At 63.1% G+C, this 16,837-nt stretch carries 21 protein-coding genes; 6 read left to right on the top strand and 15 right to left on the bottom strand.

All coding sequences use genetic code 11. The features are described from left to right. Positions 1–2: 2 nt before the first annotated feature. A complete protein-coding gene (locus NCG91_RS03500; RefSeq protein ID WP_251348587.1) occupies positions 3–1,181 on the top strand; it encodes a DUF418 domain-containing protein in 1,179 nt (392 codons plus the stop codon). On the opposite strand, the gene NCG91_RS03505 is transcribed toward NCG91_RS03500, so the two are convergent. Beyond that, positions 1,178–1,891 carry an SOS response-associated peptidase gene (locus NCG91_RS03505; RefSeq protein ID WP_251348588.1) on the bottom strand — a complete coding sequence of 238 codons (714 nt, stop codon included), beginning with the start codon at positions 1,889–1,891 and terminating at the stop codon, positions 1,178–1,180. The two genes, NCG91_RS03500 and NCG91_RS03505, sit on opposite strands and share 4 nt — an antisense overlap. A 144-nt stretch (positions 1,892–2,035) precedes the next feature. Between NCG91_RS03505 and NCG91_RS03510 the strand changes: the two genes are divergently transcribed. Further along, positions 2,036–2,257 (top strand): hypothetical protein, encoded by a 222-nt coding sequence (locus tag NCG91_RS03510; RefSeq protein ID WP_251348589.1) that lies wholly within the window; start codon positions 2,036–2,038, stop codon positions 2,255–2,257. A 25-nt stretch (positions 2,258–2,282) separates the two neighbouring features. Here NCG91_RS03510 and NCG91_RS03515 read toward each other — a convergent pair whose 3' ends face one another. The 6 genes from NCG91_RS03515 to NCG91_RS03540 all read right to left on the bottom strand — a co-directional run bounded on the left by NCG91_RS03515 (position 2,283) and on the right by NCG91_RS03540 (position 5,766). After that, positions 2,283–2,528 (bottom strand): hypothetical protein, encoded by a 246-nt coding sequence (locus tag NCG91_RS03515; protein ID WP_251348590.1) that lies wholly within the window; start codon positions 2,526–2,528, stop codon positions 2,283–2,285. Positions 2,529–2,599: 71 nt separating this feature from the next. Beyond that, on the bottom strand, positions 2,600–2,929 hold the full coding sequence (locus NCG91_RS03520) for a hypothetical protein (RefSeq protein ID WP_251348591.1): 330 nt from the start codon (positions 2,927–2,929) through the stop codon (positions 2,600–2,602). Between the two features lie 227 nt (positions 2,930–3,156). Continuing rightward, positions 3,157–3,363: a hypothetical protein gene (locus NCG91_RS03525; RefSeq protein ID WP_251348592.1), complete on the bottom strand. Its 207-nt coding sequence runs from the start codon at positions 3,361–3,363 to the stop codon at positions 3,157–3,159. 101 nt (positions 3,364–3,464) lie between these two features. Next, complete coding sequence (mntP, locus tag NCG91_RS03530) at positions 3,465–4,034, bottom strand: manganese efflux pump MntP (RefSeq protein WP_070218395.1); 570 nt, start codon at positions 4,032–4,034, stop codon at positions 3,465–3,467. Between the two features lie 179 nt (positions 4,035–4,213). After that, a complete protein-coding gene (locus tag NCG91_RS03535) occupies positions 4,214–5,068 on the bottom strand; it encodes an undecaprenyl-diphosphate phosphatase (RefSeq protein ID WP_251348593.1) in 855 nt (284 codons plus the stop codon). Between the two features lie 77 nt (positions 5,069–5,145). Beyond that, positions 5,146–5,766: a LysE family translocator gene (locus NCG91_RS03540; RefSeq protein ID WP_251348594.1), complete on the bottom strand. Its 621-nt coding sequence runs from the start codon at positions 5,764–5,766 to the stop codon at positions 5,146–5,148. A gap of 172 nt (positions 5,767–5,938) precedes the next feature. Here NCG91_RS03540 and NCG91_RS03545 point away from each other — a divergent pair, with 172 nt between their 5' ends. Then, on the top strand, positions 5,939–6,826 hold the full coding sequence (locus NCG91_RS03545) for a LysR substrate-binding domain-containing protein (protein WP_251348595.1): 888 nt from the start codon (positions 5,939–5,941) through the stop codon (positions 6,824–6,826). Positions 6,827–6,847: 21 nt separating this feature from the next. On the opposite strand, the gene NCG91_RS03550 is transcribed toward NCG91_RS03545, so the two are convergent. After that, positions 6,848–7,711: an alpha/beta hydrolase gene (locus NCG91_RS03550; protein WP_251348596.1), complete on the bottom strand. Its 864-nt coding sequence runs from the start codon at positions 7,709–7,711 to the stop codon at positions 6,848–6,850. Positions 7,712–7,808: 97 nt separating this feature from the next. Further along, positions 7,809–8,450 (bottom strand): hypothetical protein, encoded by a 642-nt coding sequence (locus NCG91_RS03555; RefSeq protein WP_251348597.1) that lies wholly within the window; start codon positions 8,448–8,450, stop codon positions 7,809–7,811. 162 nt (positions 8,451–8,612) lie between these two features. Between NCG91_RS03555 and NCG91_RS03560 the strand changes: the two genes are divergently transcribed. Further along, on the top strand, positions 8,613–9,041 hold the full coding sequence (locus tag NCG91_RS03560; RefSeq protein ID WP_251348598.1) for an SMI1/KNR4 family protein: 429 nt from the start codon (positions 8,613–8,615) through the stop codon (positions 9,039–9,041). Here NCG91_RS03560 and NCG91_RS03565 read toward each other — a convergent pair. The 3 genes from NCG91_RS03565 to NCG91_RS03575 all read right to left on the bottom strand — a co-directional run bounded on the left by NCG91_RS03565 (position 9,038) and on the right by NCG91_RS03575 (position 11,866). Next, positions 9,038–9,370: a hypothetical protein gene (locus NCG91_RS03565; protein ID WP_251348599.1), complete on the bottom strand. Its 333-nt coding sequence runs from the start codon at positions 9,368–9,370 to the stop codon at positions 9,038–9,040. The genes NCG91_RS03560 and NCG91_RS03565 overlap by 4 nt on opposite strands. 26 nt (positions 9,371–9,396) lie before the next feature. Then, complete coding sequence (locus NCG91_RS03570) at positions 9,397–10,083, bottom strand: hypothetical protein (protein ID WP_251348600.1); 687 nt, start codon at positions 10,081–10,083, stop codon at positions 9,397–9,399. A 112-nt stretch (positions 10,084–10,195) separates the two neighbouring features. Further along, positions 10,196–11,866 carry a DUF6138 family protein gene (locus NCG91_RS03575; RefSeq protein WP_251348601.1) on the bottom strand — a complete coding sequence of 557 codons (1,671 nt, stop codon included), beginning with the start codon at positions 11,864–11,866 and terminating at the stop codon, positions 10,196–10,198. A gap of 397 nt (positions 11,867–12,263) precedes the next feature. On the opposite strand from NCG91_RS03575, the gene NCG91_RS03580 reads away from it, so the two are divergent. After that, complete coding sequence (locus tag NCG91_RS03580) at positions 12,264–12,956, top strand: DUF3334 family protein (protein ID WP_034784631.1); 693 nt, start codon at positions 12,264–12,266, stop codon at positions 12,954–12,956. A 58-nt stretch (positions 12,957–13,014) separates the two neighbouring features. On the opposite strand, the gene NCG91_RS03585 is transcribed toward NCG91_RS03580, so the two are convergent. From NCG91_RS03585 to NCG91_RS03595, 3 genes are all read right to left on the bottom strand, one after another. Further along, a complete protein-coding gene (locus NCG91_RS03585; RefSeq protein ID WP_289910081.1) occupies positions 13,015–13,461 on the bottom strand; it encodes a GNAT family N-acetyltransferase in 447 nt (148 codons plus the stop codon). A 63-nt stretch (positions 13,462–13,524) separates the two neighbouring features. Continuing rightward, entirely contained in the window at positions 13,525–14,187 is a 663-nt protein-coding gene (locus tag NCG91_RS03590) for a hypothetical protein (RefSeq protein WP_251348603.1), read from the bottom strand. Positions 14,188–14,256: 69 nt separating this feature from the next. Beyond that, positions 14,257–14,799, bottom strand: a complete 543-nt coding sequence (locus tag NCG91_RS03595) for a DUF2939 domain-containing protein (protein WP_251348604.1) — start codon at positions 14,797–14,799, stop codon at positions 14,257–14,259. Positions 14,800–15,022: 223 nt separating this feature from the next. On the opposite strand from NCG91_RS03595, the gene NCG91_RS03600 reads away from it, so the two are divergent. Next, entirely contained in the window at positions 15,023–16,621 is a 1,599-nt protein-coding gene (locus NCG91_RS03600) for an ABC-F family ATPase (RefSeq protein ID WP_034756044.1), read from the top strand. Positions 16,622–16,837 lie beyond the last annotated feature (216 nt).

A 16,837-nucleotide genomic window follows, 5' to 3' on the forward strand; every position in this document is an offset into this window, starting at 1 on the left:
CCATGAGCGCCAAACCCGGACGCCTGCTGCAGCTCGATGTGCTGCGCGGCCTGGCCGTGTTTGGCATCTTGCTGGTGAATATCTGGTCGTTTGCCTGGGGCAGCCTGTCCTTGCGCTACGGCACCTTGCCGGCGCAGCCGCCAGTGCTCGACCAGCTCGTCATTTTCGGCGTGGCGGCGTTGGCGCAATTCAAGTTTTACCCCATCTTCGCCTTTCTGTTCGGCGCCGGTTTTGCCTTGCAGACACGTTCCCTGCGGCGCCAGCTGGGGAGCTGGGAGGCGGCGCAAGCGGCTTACCGGCGCCGTTTGCGCTGGCTGCTCGTGTTCGGCCTGCTGCACGGCTTTTGCATCTGGAGCGGCGACGTGCTGACCTCGTATGCCGTCGCCGGCATGCTGATCCTGCCCCTGCTGTCCGCCAGGCTCAGCCGCGTGCGCAACCGCGCCTGGCTGGTGGCGGCCGGTTTTCTATTATTCATGTGCCTGTTGATTCCTGTGGGCCAGCAGGGCGGCGCGCCGGACATCGCGCGCGACCTGCAAGCCTTTGCGGAACGTTACGCGGTCTACACGCAGGGCGGCGCATGGGCCGTCGCCAGGCTGCGCGCCAACGATTTCCTCGTCTCCTTGCTGTATTCGGCCGTCATGCTGCCGCATATCGTCGTGCTGTTCTTGCTGGGCATCTTGTCCGTGCGTTTCGGCTGGCTGACGCAGCCGCTGCGCCACCAGCGCCTGTGGCGCCGGGTGCGCGTCGTGGGCCTGGGCGCAGGCTTGCCGTTCAACCTGCTGGCGGCGGGAGCCGTCGCGTGGCAGGTGGCCGATCCGTATCAAACCGTGTTTGACACGGCCCTGTTCGAAGTGGGCCTGTTCGCCGGCGGCCCCGTGCTGGCGGCCGGCTATGTGGCCGCGCTGATGCTGGCCGGTCCCTTCATGCTGCGCTGGCTCGGTGCATGGCTGGCGCCCGTGGGACGCATGGCGCTGAGCAATTACCTGCTGCAATCGCTGATCGGCACCTGGCTGCTGCAGGGGCCGGGCCTGGGCTGGGGCGCCAAGTTGCGTCCCGCCGAGATGCTGGGCCTGGCGGTCGTGATGATGGCGAGTCAGGTGCTGCTGAGCCGCTACTGGCTGCGCCATTTCAGGCAAGGTCCCATGGAAGCGCTGTGGCGCCGTCTGGCGCGCCTGCCTTAATCCGTACCCCAGTCGAACGCACTTTGCGCCGCGGCCGGCGGCGCCTTGGCCCTGGCGGACGGCACCAGCGGATTGTCGACGGCATGCCATTCGAACAAGTCCACGTCGAGCATGCAGGTGCGCGCCAGGTGCAGCGCCTGCTCGGGTGTCAGGGCGGGGTCAATCCAGCGGTGCGCGTCTTCCCGGCTGACGGCCACGGGGCGCCGGTCGTGGATATCGACCATGCCGCCCAGACTGTCGGCCGTCACCAGCACGAAGCCCGCTTCTTCCCGATTGACCTTGTAGGGGCCGAACTGGGCCAGCGCCAGCAGGAACAGGGGCGCGCGGTCCTTGCGGTGGATGTGCCACGGCTGCTTGCCGCCTTTCTCGCCCGTCCATTCATACCAGCCGGAAACGCAGACGATGCCGCGCCCCGCGCGCAGCAAGGGTTTCCAGTAGGCGCCGGCGAGCTTTTCCAGGCGGGCATTGATGGCGATGGGGATTTTTTTCTTGCCGGGAGCGGGCGTGGCCGCGGCGGCCCAGGCGGGGCGGTAGCCCCAGAAGACATCGTCGACCCGGTGCACGCCATCCTGGATGTGCAGGATGGGCCGGTAGGTGCCGGGCGAGACGTTCAGATGCGGTTCCGCCTCGCTGTCGAACACCGCGTCGGTCCAGCCGAAGGATGACGCCAGCACGCGCGCCGTGTCATTTTGATCGAATCGTCCACACATGGCGAAATCATACCCGATCGCCTGCCGGCGCGAGCGCGGCGCGCGCCCTTTTCGTGAGTGTGGTCAAACGTACAGACGTGGGCGGCCGCAAGGCGCACAGTGGAAGCCAGTCAGGTCCCTGACGCTTCTTGCATCGGAGGAATTATGCCTTTTGAAAATCCCACCATCCACAAGGGTTTTACCATCAGCGCCACGGCCAGCCAGCGCCGCGATGGCCGCTGGGTCGGCTCGTATGTCAGCCAGAACCAGGCGTGCGGCGCATATGCGGACACCTGCGATTACGACGATTGCAGCAATGAAAAAGAGGCGCAGCAACTGGCGCTGTCCGTCGGCTGGCGCCTGGCCGATGGCGTGCCGGTACGCTGAGACCGCTTGCCGGTCAGTGTTTCGGTCAGTGTTTTCGCCGCAGGGCCAGCAGCAAGCCGGCCACGGGGAACAGCAGGGCGGTGCCCAGCCGTACGGAGGTCAGAGAAGCGGCCTCCACGCCCACCACATGGGGCAAGGCCAGCAGCAACAGGGGCGTGGGCACGGCGATGGCAAAGAAAAACAGGTACCACGAATAGCCATTCTTCTTGGCCAGCAAGGCAATCAGGGCGCAGCCGACGAGGAAGAGCAGCGGCAAGTTCACATATTCCATGGTTCTGGGTTTTCATCCGGGAAAGCGCGTTATTATACGCGCGCCCCGGGCGCAGGACGGGCTTGCCGGCGTCAGTTGCCGACGAAATCCGGCGGCTGCGGCGCTTGCGTACCAGCCTGCGTATCGGCCTGTGTACCCGCGAGCGGCGCCTCGGCCGGCAGCAGCGCCTTGATGGCGCCGTTATAGATGAGTTCCTGGGCGTACGCCGAGGCCTCGATCAAGGCCGCATGCACGGATTTGAAACTGCTCGGCGTTTCAATCAGCACGGGCTTGGCATACGCCTGCAAGGTATCGCCGCGCTTGCTGATCAAGATCATGCCCCGGTAGCGCCCATCCTTCTCCAGCGCCCCCGTCACATGAAATTCATAACCCCTGATCTGGTGTTTTTGTTCCTGATCCATGTCTCCCGCCTCCAATTCCATTGTCACGGCATTGGGCCATCAATTCGATAGGAACAGCAGAGTGTTTGATCTGAATCAAGACCGCCATTTCAAGCCACGATTCAACGCAAGTCTCGGCGCTTGTCGCAAGCGGAGCGGATGTGTGGCTGAGAAGCGCAACCGCACTGACGTGCGGTGAGCATCGCCAGCCGCAAAGCGCCCCGCGCAGTAGCTTGCGGCTGCCGTCATCACCCAGCGCGGATGGCGCGGATCTGCTGGGCCGTTTCTTCGATCTCCCGATACGCTTCCTGGATGTAGCCATCGAGCGGATGCCCATCCATCCACTCGAAATAGGCGCGCTCGTCGTGCTTGATGGCAAAAGGTACGTGGTGGTCGCGTATCGATTCGGCCGTTTCGCGCACCAGCGAGGCAAAAAGCAGCTCAAGAGTTTCCATGATGGTCACCTTGCGGGACAGGAATGCAGAGCCTTGAATGTAGCACAAAGTGGCGCGTCGCCTGCGCAGCCGGCCATGGCGTGCGCAGGCCTTGCCCGGCGTCAGGCCGGATGGCCGATATGTTCGTACAGGATCACGCAGCCGATGACGATCAGCACCAGGCCGCCCACCAGCTCGGCGCGCCGGCCCGCCACCGTGCCCAGCACGCGGCCCAGCATCACGCCCAGGGTGACCATGACGAAGGTGGAAAAGCCGATGGCGGCGGCCGTCACGACGATGTTGGCGCCGAGCAAAGCCAGGCCCGCGCCCACCACCATGGCGTCGATGCTGGTGGCCAGGCCCGTCACGGCCAGTACCCAAAACGAGTGCGACTGGGCCGGCGCCTCTTCCTCGTCGGCATCGGAAAGGGCATTGCGTATCATCAGCAAGCCGATGATGCCCAGCAGGCTGAAGGCGATCCAGTGGTCCCACGCTTCCACGTAGGGCGCGGCCACGCTGCCCAGGGCCCAGCCGATGATGGGCGTGATGGCTTCGATGACGCCAAAGATCAGCCCCGTGCGCAGCGCTTCGCGCCATTGCGGCTTGTGCAGGGCTGCGCCCTTGCCCACGGCGGCCGCGAAGGCATCGGTGGACATGGCAAGCGAGAGGGCGGCGGTGGCGGCGAAATTCATCGTTGGCTTTCAGTAAAACCTGGCTGGGATAGTAAAGCAACAACGCCGAAGAAAACCGTAGCGAGCGGAAGAGAGTTGCGGTCGAGAAGCGCAACTGTATGCAGGTACAGTGAGCATCGCAGGCCGTAAATCACGACGCGCAGTAGGTTTTATAGGCGTTTAACGCAAACCCGGCGATTTTACCCTACGTACAGCACCACCAAGGAGGCCAGCAGGCAATATGTGCCAAAGAAATGCCAGCGCCCCTGTTCCAGCCAGCGCGACAGCCAGCGCAGGGCCAGCAAGCCGGCCAGGAACGACAGCAGCATGCCCAGCAGGCTGGGGCCGAGCAGGTGCAGCAGGCTGTTGCCGTGTTCCAGATGGTCGAGGCTGCCGTTTGCCACGGCCTGATAGAAGCGCCAGCCTTCCTTGACCAGCACGGCCGGCGTCAGCACGACGGCCAGGGCGAAGCTGAATTCCTCGGCGCGGCGCTGCGGCACGCCCATGGCGATGCCGGCGGAAATGGTGGCGCCCGAGCGGGAAAAGCCCCGGAAGGGCAGGCACAGTCCCTGCACGGCGCCGATCACCATCGCCTTGCCGATGGACAAGGTGCCATGCTGGCGCGCCTGCAGGCGCGACGACACAATGATCAGCACGCCTGCGGCGGCCAGGGCGGCGGCCATCAGTTTCGCGTTGCCGAACAGGTGCTCGATTTCAAAGCCGGGCGCATCCTTGCTCATGACGTGCGTAATGCCCTTCAGCAAGCCGAAGCCGACGATGCCCGTCAGGGCCGTGGCGGCCACGAGCAGCAAGGCATTGCTGCGGAAGGCGGTGGCCGAGCTGAAATACGTGGCGCGCCAGGATTTCCAGAAATACACGATGACGGCGAACATGGTGCCCGTGTGCAGCATCACCAGCAGCATGGTCAGCTCCGGCGACGTGGGGTCCAGGCCCATCAGTTTTTCCGCCATGATGACGTGGGCGGAGCTGGACACGGGCAGCAGCTCGGCGAAGCCCTGGACGATGGAAAGAATAAATAGTTGCAAAAAACTCATGGGTATCTGTACTCGGCGGGGGGAATAGGGGTCGCCGATTTTACCCGCCGGATGCGGCGGGCACGTCCCGCGCCAGATTACAGTTTGTCCATGTTGGCGCAAGCGAGCGCAAGGCCCAGCGCCATCAGGACCGCGCCGATCAGCCGGTCGATGGTCCGCTGGTGGCTGACCATGCGCATGCGGAAGCGCGCTTGCGAGAAAAAGACGGCCACCAGGGCGAACCAGGCCAGGTGGATGGCGGACATGCACAGCCCGTAACCGAACTGGACTGCCAACGGCGTGCCGGGCTGCACCACCTGGGTGTAGGTGCTGATGACAAACAGGGTCGTTTTCGGGTTCAGGGCATTGGTCAGTAAGCCGTTGAGCAAGATTTGACGCCGGGGCACGCTGGCGCCGCCATGCAGGTCGATGACGAGTCCGGCGCGGTTGGCCCAGGTTTTCCAGCCGATCACGGCCAGGTAGAGGGCGCCGGCCAGCTTGATCGCCGTAAATAGTCCAGGCGAACCGGCGATGAGCAGCGCTACGCCAAACATCGTATAGAACACGTGCACTTGCACGCCCAGCGCGATGCCGAGCGCGGCCAGCAGGCCGGCGCGGCGGCCATGCAGATAGCTGTTGCGCGTGACCATCGCGAAATCGGGGCCCGGAACGATGGAGGCGAGCAGGGTAATCAGGGCAACGGCAAGCAATGCAATCATGTGTCTTCCTTGGACAGTGGTGGCGCCCGCACGGCCATCGATGACTATTTCTCGCCTGTTGGGCAAGGGCGCGGCGCGCATGCGGGCTGCCGGAAGACAAATTATCGCTAGAATGGCCTTCCATGAAAAACGATGATATCTTGCGGATGTGTGTGAGAAAAAGTGACAGATCATGACTAGACAGACGGCGCTGGGCACCTTGCGTTTCTTCGAGGCTGCGGCCAGGCTGGGCAGTTTCGTCCAGGCGGCCGCGGAACTGCACGTCACGCATGGGGCGGTCAGCCGGCAAATCCGCCTGCTGGAAACGTCGCTGGGCACGCCCCTGTTCGAACGCCGCAACCGCGGCGTGTTCCTCCTGCCTGCGGGCGCGCAGCTGCGCGATGCCGTCCAGCAAGCATTCGAGCGGCTCGACGCTGCCCTCGACGCCGTGCGCCAGCCGGTGCGCCAGGGGCCGCTGGTGGTGTCGTGCGAGCCGACGATCGCGATGAAGTGGCTGATACCGCGCCTCGGCGACTTTTACCAGCGCCATCCCGAGGTGCCGCTGCACCTGTTCGCCTCGGGCGGGCCGGTGGCGTTCCAGCGCGACGCGGTGGACGTGGCGCTGCGCCGCAACGACTTTCTGTGGGATGCGGGCTTGCATGCGGAAAAGGTGTGCGATGAATGGATCGCGCCCGTGTGCGCGCCGGCCCTGCTGCGGCAAGGCCGGCTGGACCTGCCCGCGCAGCGCCTGCTGCACACGGCGTCGCGCCCGGCCGCCTGGACCCACTGGCGCGCCGCCGGCAAGGATGCCGACGGCGGCGGCCAGGGCGGCAGCCAGACCTACGAGCACTTCTATCTGAGCCTGCAAGCGGCTTGCGCCGGCCTCGGCGTGGCCATCGGCTCAGTCTTCATGGCGCGCGAAGACCTCGACAGCGGGCGCCTGGTCGCGCCCTTCGGGTTCCGGCGCGACGGCAGCGCCTATTTCCTGCTGTCGCCGCTGCCATTCGATGGCGATGCGCGCCGCACCACCTTGCTGCACTGGCTGCGCGAGCAGATGGGGCAGGCGCTGCCGGCGCCGTAGCCGTCCCCGTTCCCGTCCCGCTTATTGCGGCGGCGTGGCCGGCTTGAAGACGCTGCGAAACGCTTTCAGGGCGGCCGGGTGATAGATCGTGCCGTGGGTTTCTTCCGGCATCTTTTCCACATGCCATTGCAAGCCGCGCGGCGCCTGTTTTTCCAGCACGTCGGCCAGGCGCTGCACTTCCACGGCGATGCCTGCTTCGCTGCTGGACGCCAGATACAGGCTGTGCTTGCCTGGCGTGCCTTTCGCCAGCAGGGCTGCCGCCTGGCGCGGCAGGGCGCCCTGATTCCACCACAGGCTGGGGTCGAACGCCACGTAATGGTCGAACAGCTGCGGTTCCAGCAGATAGGTTTCCACCACGAACAGGCCCCCCAGCGATTCGCCGACGATGGCCGTCTCGCCCGTCGTGCGGTAGCGGCGCTTGATTTCCGGCATCAGCTCATCGCGGATGAAGGTCCGGTAGGCGGCCGCGCCGCCCACGACGGGGGCGATCTTGCGGTCTTCCGCATTCCCGGTCGGCCCCGTCAGGTCGCGCCGGCGCTGCGTGTTTTGCATGCCGACTAGCATGAAGGGACGCATCGTGCCATTCGCCACGGACACTTGCAGCAAGCCGGCCACGTGCAAAAAGTCTTCGGCCACGCCGCCGTCCGGCATGTACAGCACGGGCAGCGGGGCGTCGGGGGGCGTATCCCAGGCGCGCGCCATGTACACATTGATGTGGCGTTTTTCTTTCAGCGCCTGTGAATCGATGCTGAAACTTTCGCCGATGACGAGCGGCGTGGCTGCGCTGGAGGAAGCGGTAGCGGCGGGCGCGGCATTGGCGAGGTGGAAGGGGCTGGACAGCAGCAGGGCGGCGGTGAGGTGCAGTGCAAGGCAAGAGCGGCGCATGGTTTCCTGTGATAAGTAAGTTTGGATCGATGGCATGTACTCGTATAGACATGCCATCAAGCAATTCTATCTCATCTTTCTTGTCTTTGATGCAGCCTTACTTGATCGTCAATAGTTTTCTCTCGCGCACGATACCGGCCTTGTCGATCGTGTAGGCGACCAGCAGGGCGCCATCGTCGGCACAGGCGTGGCAGGTGATCAGGGGCGTGGAAAACAGCACGCTCTGGCCGCCATCGCCGGTGGCCGTGCTGCCGACGAACTCGGCGGGCGCGAACGGCATGGCGTCCGGGTGGGCGGCGGTAAACGCTTGCCAGGCAGGCGTGGCCCGGTCTTCCTCGCGCACGGAGTGCTCGTCGACATCGATGGCCGCGCCATCGCTGCCGATCAGCAAGGTGCTTTCATTCGTGTTGGCGCGAAACGGATAGGTGACGGTGGCCAGCGCCACCTTGCCCAGCGGGCGCCAGGCAGAGATGTAGCCTGGCATGTTTGCCCCGACCAGCATCCTGGCGGCGGCGATGGCTTGCGGGGGCGCACCGGTACGCTTCATGGTGCGCAGCAGGCAGACGTCGGGCGCGGAGTGCGATTGCCCGGTGCGGCAGGCCGACAGCGAGCGTTCCTGCCAGACGGCACGCGCATCGATGGGCCCCGTCTCTTCGGCATGGGCGGCCTGCATGGCGACCAAAGCGGAAAAGGCCAATACGGCGCAACCGATGACATGGCGGGGAAATTGTATGAACATGGGGAACTTTCTGTAGCGGAAACAATAGAGCCTCAGATTATAGGAGGGGGCCGACGAGCTTGCGCGCACGGCTGGATGGCCGCTTGACGCCCGGCGTCCGCTCGCCGATGATGGCGCGGTGCGGCAGCCCGCCGCGCGCCCATTCAATGGAAACCCACCTCTATGCGTCTTGCCCCAGTCATCGCCGCCGTCGCGCCGTACTGGCGCGCCAATCCTGGCGCCACGCCGGCATCCCTGGCTGCCATCGAACAGGCCATGGGCCTGCCGTTGCCGCCGGATTTACACGACTTCCTGTGCTGGTCCGATGGCGGCGCAGGGGATGTCGATGGGCAATCGCTGTCGCTGTGGCCCGCGCGCGAGCTGGTGGCGCTGAATGGCGCGTATCAACTGCAGCGCTACCTGGGCGGCCAGTGCCTGGGGATCGGTTCCGATGGCGGGCCGCTATGCCTGCTGCTCGATTATCGCGCGGGCGCGGCGCCGGCCCTGGCGTACGTCAACTTCGGCGACCTCGATCCGACCGAGGTACGCGTCATCGCCCCCGCGTTCGGCGAGGGCATGGCCTTGCTGGCGGCCGGCTTGCGCCTCGATTAACGCTTTTTGGCCGTCGCCTGGCGCAAGGCCTTCGCTTCCTGCTTGTTGGGGATGTGCGGGCGCGTGGCCAGCACCGCCTTGACGGCGGCGATGGCGGCGCCGAACTGCTGCTCGGCCTGCTCTGGGCTGGCGCCTGCATAATCCTGCTGGTTGGATTGCGCGGCACGCAGCCGGCGCAGCAGCGCCAGCAATTGCTTGCCGTGCAGGCTGGCCAGGTCTTGCGCCAATACCTGCTTGCTCAGCGCACCGTCCACGTGGTCGGGATCGAGCAGGCGCAGCAGCGCCAGGCCTGCCGGCTGGGCGACGGGTGTCAGTTTGGGTTTATCCACCGGCAGCCTTAGGGATGAGTGAAGGATTACAGGTATTCCCAGATTTCATCGAAGGTTTCGCGCGCGAAATCGTTGCGCCAGGCTTCCGAGTTTTTTTCGCGGCTGACGGCAAACACGGCGCGCCACGCCTGTTTCGGCGAGCTCGTGTAGGTCGCGGCGATCTTTTGCAAGCCGGCCTTGCATTGCTCGACCTTGCAACCGCTCTTCGCCAGTTGCTGGGCGGCAGGCGCCCATGCCAGCGGTACCTTGACGATCTGGCATTCGAAGCTGACGGCGGCCGTCTGGATGCCGTTTTCCACCGTCACCGGGTCCGCCTTGGTGGCCTGGCACACGGCGCCCTTCTTGGCGGCGATGACGTTCGCCGCCAGCAATTCGGCGGCCGGCGTCACGGCCGCGCGCATGGTTGCGGGGAACAGGTCGGCGATCAGCTTGCCCGTTTCCGTTGGAAACTTGGCGTCCGCTTCCTTCATGTCGCTGTACGACGCGTATTCGGCGCTCTGGTGGCCGGCCAGGCGGGTGGGGCGCAGGTAGGCGTTGAGCTTGGCGACGCTGGCTTCATCCTGGTTGATGATGGTCTTGATGTACAGGTCGGCCGCATCGAGCGGGGCCAGTTCCGCGGCGTCGGCGGCGATGGCGGGTTGGGCCAGCGCCACGGCGGCGGCAAAGCTTGCTGCCAGCAGGAAGGTGCGCGATGTTTGTTGTGTTTGATGCATGCATTTTCTCCACGATTCAATGTCAGGCGCCAAAAGATGCCTTAAAGCAACTCTGGCGCCGCGCATTATATATGGTGAAAGTCATAACGTTGCGCACGCAACGTTGTCCACCTCAGGCGCCGGTCTTGCTGGCCGCTTCCAGCAAGGCCTGCAGCAGCTCCCTGCGCCGGCCTTGCGCCTTGCGCGCCAGGGCCGCCAGTTTTTCCAGCTTGCCCCAGATGGGATACAGCATGTGCTCGACCAGGTAGCCTTCCAGCCCTTGCAGTTGCTGGCAGAACAGTTCCAGTTTCTCCACCTCTTCCAGTTCCGCCTGGATTTTGACTTTGGCGTTATCCGTGCACGCGCGCAGGCAGGCCGCCAGCACGGGGATGGACTCCGTCGTCACGCCATGCCGCTCGGCGAAGGCGGCCGTGAACTGATCCTGCACGGACTGGTGTTCCTCGTCGACGTTGGCCATGTAGTGCTGCACCAGCGGGAAATGGCGTGCATCGAGCAAGCCCAGGCCAAACGTGGCGTAACTGCCGGGCATGCAATTCTTTTCGCCTTCCGTGTCGGCATAGAACTCGTATTGCTCGATGGCGGCGCGCGCATACGCTTCCAGTTGCGGCTGCAGCGATGCATGGGCGAGGGCGTTGGCAAAGAAGCGGTGCGTGTCGGAGCGGGCCAGGCCTTTCAAGGGCAGATATTCCTTGACCTTCGATTTGAGCTTGATCCGGTAGCTTTTCGGGAAACCGTTGTTCAGCAGGTGCGTGATGAACGCGAGCGCCTGCGCATACGCGCCTTCTTCTTCCTGGGCAATCGTGATGCTGATCGTGGCAAATACGTCGTTGGCGCGGCATTCCAGCAGCGCATTTTTGACGTGGATGTCGCCGTCGGGGAAGGTGCCGCTGCCTTCCTTGAGCATGCGCACGGCCCGTTCGCTGCCCAGTTCACGCGCGATTTCCAGGAATTTCAGGCCCGTCGATTTGGCGTAGCTCGGTTCGTGGCGCAAGATCATCACGGCCCCGTACAGCAGCAGGTCGATCGGCGCCAGCGCCTGGGCATCGGGCGCCGTGCCCGCTTTCAAGGTGTATTCCGTGCCGCTGTAGCTTGAGGTCTGCACGTCATAGAACTGCGGCAAGAACTGTTTTTCCGCCCAGGCCGACACGGCCTGGATGATGTCGCTGCGATGTTCGGCCAGCGCTTGCGGCCGCGACTTGTTCAGCTGTTCGATGCGCTCGAATTGTGCGATGGTCCAGGCGATGTCGGGCTGCGGAAACAGCTGGGGATCGAGCAGGTGGCGCGCCAGGAAGAAGGTTTCCAGCTTTTTCGTCGGCCGGTTGCCGCGCTCGAGTTTTTGCTCGACGTAGCTGTGGATGCGCGCGAGCAGGGCGCTGCGCTTGCCTTCGTTGACATGATCGAGCAGATTCAGGTGCAGCGTGCCCTGTGCCGTCTGGAATTTGCCGCGAAAGCTGAAGCGGTAGTCGATCAGGGGCGTGTCGGCCAGCGTTGCCAGTTTCGCTTGCACCATGGCAACCAGCTGGGGCGCGATGCTGTCGCGTACGACGGCTTCATCGAGGCGCGATGGCGTCCTCTGCGTGAAATCCCCGGCATCGGCCAGATGGTAATCGTCGGCCGTGGTGCGGCCGGGTTTGTAGTCGAGCAAGAGATCGTTAAAGATACCCATTTGCAAGGTGGTCCGATTCACGGCGCTTTCCAGATCGGTGCGCTTCAGGCGCTCGACAAACCACGCCTCCACGGCCGCCATCATTTCCGCCGTTGCCTGTTCCTGCAGTGTACTCATCCTCTCATGCCTTTCGGTAGTTGCGTCCCGCGGGGCAGTATACGTGATGCTGCCTTTTCGCCATGGTTTCAACCGTGCCAGCCTGATTCTTCCTGCATGCTTATCTTCCGCATAATGTTGCATTGCAGTGTATTGGTATTTCCGCACAGATCGTCAAGTAAATGCAGGTATGGCTGGACGGAAATGTTACATCTGGGTATTCTGCGCATGATACTTATTTCTATACAGAAAAAGGTAAGAGGGCGGTTCGGGGCGGCGGCAACGCGGCGCGCGCCGCCACGCAAGGTCAGGCATGCAAAGGTGAAGTCGTCCGCCAGCTGAGCGAAACTGTCAGGTTTCGGCTCGCGGCGGGCAGGGAACAGTGCTGTCATCTTTAAAATAGTAGGAGAGGTTGCTCATGGATGCAGAAAAGGATGTTGTGTACGGTACAGAAGATTTGTTGATGAGTTTGTGCAACTCGGTGGTTCGGGTGCTCAACGTTGCAACGCAAAGCAAGGTCAATTATTCAGGCATGGTGCAGCGCATCACCAAGACGGGCCTGAAGCCGGATATCGGCTGTTTCGTCATGTTCGATGGCGGTTTCACGGGCCTGGTGGTGCTCAATTTTGCCGCCGATACGGCGATGGAAATCTACGAGCGCTACATGTTGCACATGGGTATGCCGAAGTCGGAGCTGGCCAGCTTCTACACGTCGGACGAAGTGTCGAACATCATGGGCGAGCTGATGAACCAGATCGTGGGCGACTTCACGGGCAAGGTACGGCGCGAGCTGCAAACGAATATCACCCAGAGCCAGCCGAAGATGCTGGTGCTGAACAAGCAGGTGATGCTCAGCGTCGACACGCCGCTGGACCGCCCGGAAATGCGCCGCGTCACTTTCTACACGGAAAAGAACAATATTTTCTATCTGGAACTGGCGATCGACCGTACCGAGTTCATCAAGTTGCATGATTTCGATTCCCGCGAAGTCGACGCCGACTCGCTGATGGATGGCGAATTCGCGAACCGCGAACGGGACGCCGCCCCGGCGCCTGCCGCGGAACCGGAAGACGACGACAACGCCGACCTGCTCAAGTCCCTGGGCATGTAAGCAGAGGTCGCTACCCGGGTTGGCGGCAGGTTTGTCGCCAGCCCTGGTCGCATGCCGCCTACAGGGGCTTGCTCATGAATACCCGGCTCGTCCCCTCGGGACTGCAGGCAATCTCGCCGAAGCGGCGCCAGCCGCGCCGCTCGTAAAACTCGGGCGCCTGGAAAGTGATGGTGTACAGCACCGCCGAGGCGCAGCCGCGCCGGCGTCCTTCCTCTTCGAACTGCGCCAGTATCCGGCTGCCCAGTCCCAGTCCCCGCAAGGCGGCGGGCAAATAAAACAAATCGAGAAACAGCAGGCCCAGCGAAGTCCGGCCCATGGCGCCGCCCAGCACCCGCTGGCTGTCGCGGTCGCGCACGACGACGCTCAATACCTGCCTGTCGCTATAGCCGGTGATGGCATCGTTGTAGGCATTCAAGCCCTCGAGGATGGTTTGCTCGACTTCCGCGTCGATCGTGGCGCTCACGCAGATGGTGTAGGGTAATTGGATGGGCGGGTGTGCAGGCATGCTCGAAAAGGGGATAATAGATAACTGTATGAATATACAGTATTCCGCCTGTTCGCGTCTATTTTATTGCGGCAACGTCAATGTTTCCATCCTGCGAATGCCGACCATGCCGCGTTGCTGGCTGTCATCGAGCGACCAGTACTCGAGCGCATACGCATAACTGCCGTCGATGATGGTCAGCGACTCCTTTTGGCGGCCGTTGGGCGCCTTGTAGTACAGGCGCCGCGCGGGCCTGCCATCGACCTGCTGCTTGAACGATTGCGGCGAAATATGGGCGCGCTTGCCCGTCTTGCCTGCCATCGACATGGCCGTGATCGTCACATAGGCCCGATCCGGGCACCGCGCCAGCAGGTGCGCGCCGCTCAGGACGGCCGCTGGCGCTTGTTCCAGCGGGAAACCGAACGGCTGCATGCCGACGATATCGTCGCAGCCCATCTGCTGCGCCAGGGTGCTCAGCACGGCCGGATCGAGCGCGCTGGTATAGTGTTTTTCAGCGGCCTGCGCCTGTCCCAGCGCCAGGCGGCGCTCCAGCTCGGCCAGCGAAATGTCGCTGGGCACGGGCAGCGGTGCCGGGGCGTCCGGATCGGCGGCGCTGGACGTTTCCGCCTGCATGCGCGCGACAACGGAGTGGCTGCGGTCGGCGGCGGCGATCCCATCGTGGGCATGGGCGGATGGTGCGGCGCCGGCAAAGGCCATGGCCAGCGCCAGGGTCGTGTGTTTCAGCATGAAATCTCCTGCAATCGGATACAAGTGGCCTGCATTGTGTATCAGATTGCCTGCGCATGCGCGCTTCTTCTAGCGTGCGGCCATCGCCGACGCAATCTCGATCGAACTCAGCTTCCAGCCCCACACGCCATGGCGCAGCAGGACCAGCGCGCCTTCCTGCGCATTGCCATCCTTCGCGCGCACGATGAAGGTGTTCAGGCCGGCATAGCCGGCTGAATAATCGGCCTGCTTGCGCGCGCCATCGGCGGGCGCATCTGCCGTGTCACTTGCTTGCGGGCTGATGGCGCTCTTGTTGACCAGCGCCACCACGCCGGCGGGCGAGACCATGGTGTCGACCATCTTGCCCAGCATGGCGCTGGCGATCGACTGGCCCAGCGCGGCCAGCGGGTTGCCGTTGCCGGCGGTCGCCTCGATGCTGCGCGCCATGCTCGCTTCCAGCTGCGTCTTGACGCTGGCGCGCAGGGCGGGGAAGTCCACGTGTGCGGCCAGCGCGTCGGCGTTGCGCTCGGCCAGCGCGGTCTTGATCTGGTGCAAGGTGTAGTAGGGCGAAGCGTAGGCGGTGACAGCAACGGCAATGACGGCCACGGCGGCGGCGATGGTGATTTTTTTCAAGTGATGCCTGTGAGGTGAAGGGTAGAAAACAATGCCACGCAGCGTAGCTGCTAAATGGGAATACGGCAATCATATTTTCTTGCCATTATTTCTGCGCCGTATGCCTGCGCATAGGCTCCGGCTGCGACTGCCGGGCCACTATAGAGTGGAAGAGGGTGGGTGCTGTATAATGGGGGAAAAGTACTTAACTAGCTGTTTTAACTGAATAAAGACCTAATATCACATGCTTTCAACCGCAAATATTACGATGCAGTTTGGCGCCAAGCCATTGTTTGAGAATATCTCCGTCAAGTTCGGCGACGGCAACCGCTATGGTTTGATCGGCGCGAACGGCTGCGGCAAGTCGACGTTCATGAAGATCCTGGGCGGCGACCTGGATCCGTCGGGCGGCAACGTCATGCTCGATACCAACGAGCGCCTGGGCAAGCTGCGCCAGGACCAGTTTGCGTTTGAAGACATGCGCGTCCTCGACGTCGTCATGATGGGCCACACGGAAATGTGGGCCGCCATCCAGCAACGCGACGCGATCTACGCGAACCCGGAAGCGACGGACGACGACTACATGCAGGCCGCCGAACTGGAAGGCAAAGTTTCCGAATACGACGGCTACACGGCCGAATCGCGCGCCGGCGAACTGCTGCTGGGCGCCGGTGTCGCCATTGACCTGCATCAAGGCCCGATGAGCAATGTCTCGCCAGGCTGGAAGCTGCGCGTGCTGCTGGCGCAGGCGCTGTTCTCGAACCCGGACATCCTGCTGCTCGACGAGCCGACGAATAACCTGGATATCAACACGATTCGCTGGCTGGAAGACGTGCTCAACGAGCGCAATTCCACCATGATCATCATTTCCCATGATCGCCACTTCCTGAACCAGGTGTGCACCCACGTGGCCGACATGGACTACGGCACCCTGAAGATTTATCCAGGCAACTACGACGAATACATGTTCGCCTCGACCCAGGCGCGCAACCAGCAGCTGGCCAACAACGCGAAAGCGAAAGACAAGGTTGCCGAGCTGCAGGAATTCGTGCGCCGCTTCGCCGCGAACAAATCGAAGGCCCGCCAGGCCACGTCGCGCGCCAAGCAGATCGAAAAGATCAAGGTCGACGACATCAAGCCATCGTCGCGCGCCTATCCATTCGTGCGTTTCGACGGCGAAAAGAAATTGCACCGCCTGGCCGTGGAAGTCGAGAATATCTCGAAAGGTTTTGACCGCCAGCTGTTCAAGAACTTCAGCATCATGGTCGAAGCGGGCGAGCGCATCGCCATCATCGGCGCCAACGGCGCCGGCAAAACCACCATGCTGCGCTGCATCGCGGGCGACATCGCCGGCCTGCAGCCGGACCAGGGCCGCGTGAAGTGGGCGGAAAACGCCAACGTGGGCTACATGCCGCAAGATCCGACGGAAGATTTCGCCAAGGACACGAACCTGACCGACTGGATCGGCCAGTGGACGAAAGAGGGTGACGACGACCAGGCCGTGCGCTCCATCCTGGGCCGTTTGCTGTTCGGCGGCGACGATGTGAAAAAGGCCGTCAAGGTACTGTCCGGTGGCGAGAAGGGCCGCATGATGTACGGCAAGCTGATGCTGGGCCGCCACAACGTGCTGATGCTCGATGAACCGACCAACCACATGGACATGGAATCGATCGAATCCCTGAACATCGCGCTGGAAAAATACGCGGGCACCCTGATCTTCGTGTCGCATGACCGCGAATTCGTCTCGTCGCTGGCCAACCGCATCATCGAGATCAAGGAAGATGAAGTGGTCGATTACCGCGGCAACTACGAAGACTACTTGAAGAGCCAAGGTATTGATTGATTGATTGATTGATGCTTGCATAGAGGTTTGTCGGATTACGCGCTGTGCGCTAATCCGACCTACGTCAGATGCAAGCGGTTGGCACAGGTTTGGGTAAGTCGGATTAGCGGGCCGCCGAGGCGTAGCCTAATCCGACATTACAACGCCAGCCGCCAGCACCACACCGACGCGCCGCGGTCCTTTCGTTCCGGCGCACCTGCTTTATTGCGTTCGTGC

It is taken from the genome of Janthinobacterium kumbetense (assembly GCF_023703445.1).
GTDB classification, from domain to species: domain Bacteria; phylum Pseudomonadota; class Gammaproteobacteria; order Burkholderiales; family Burkholderiaceae_D; genus Janthinobacterium; species Janthinobacterium kumbetense.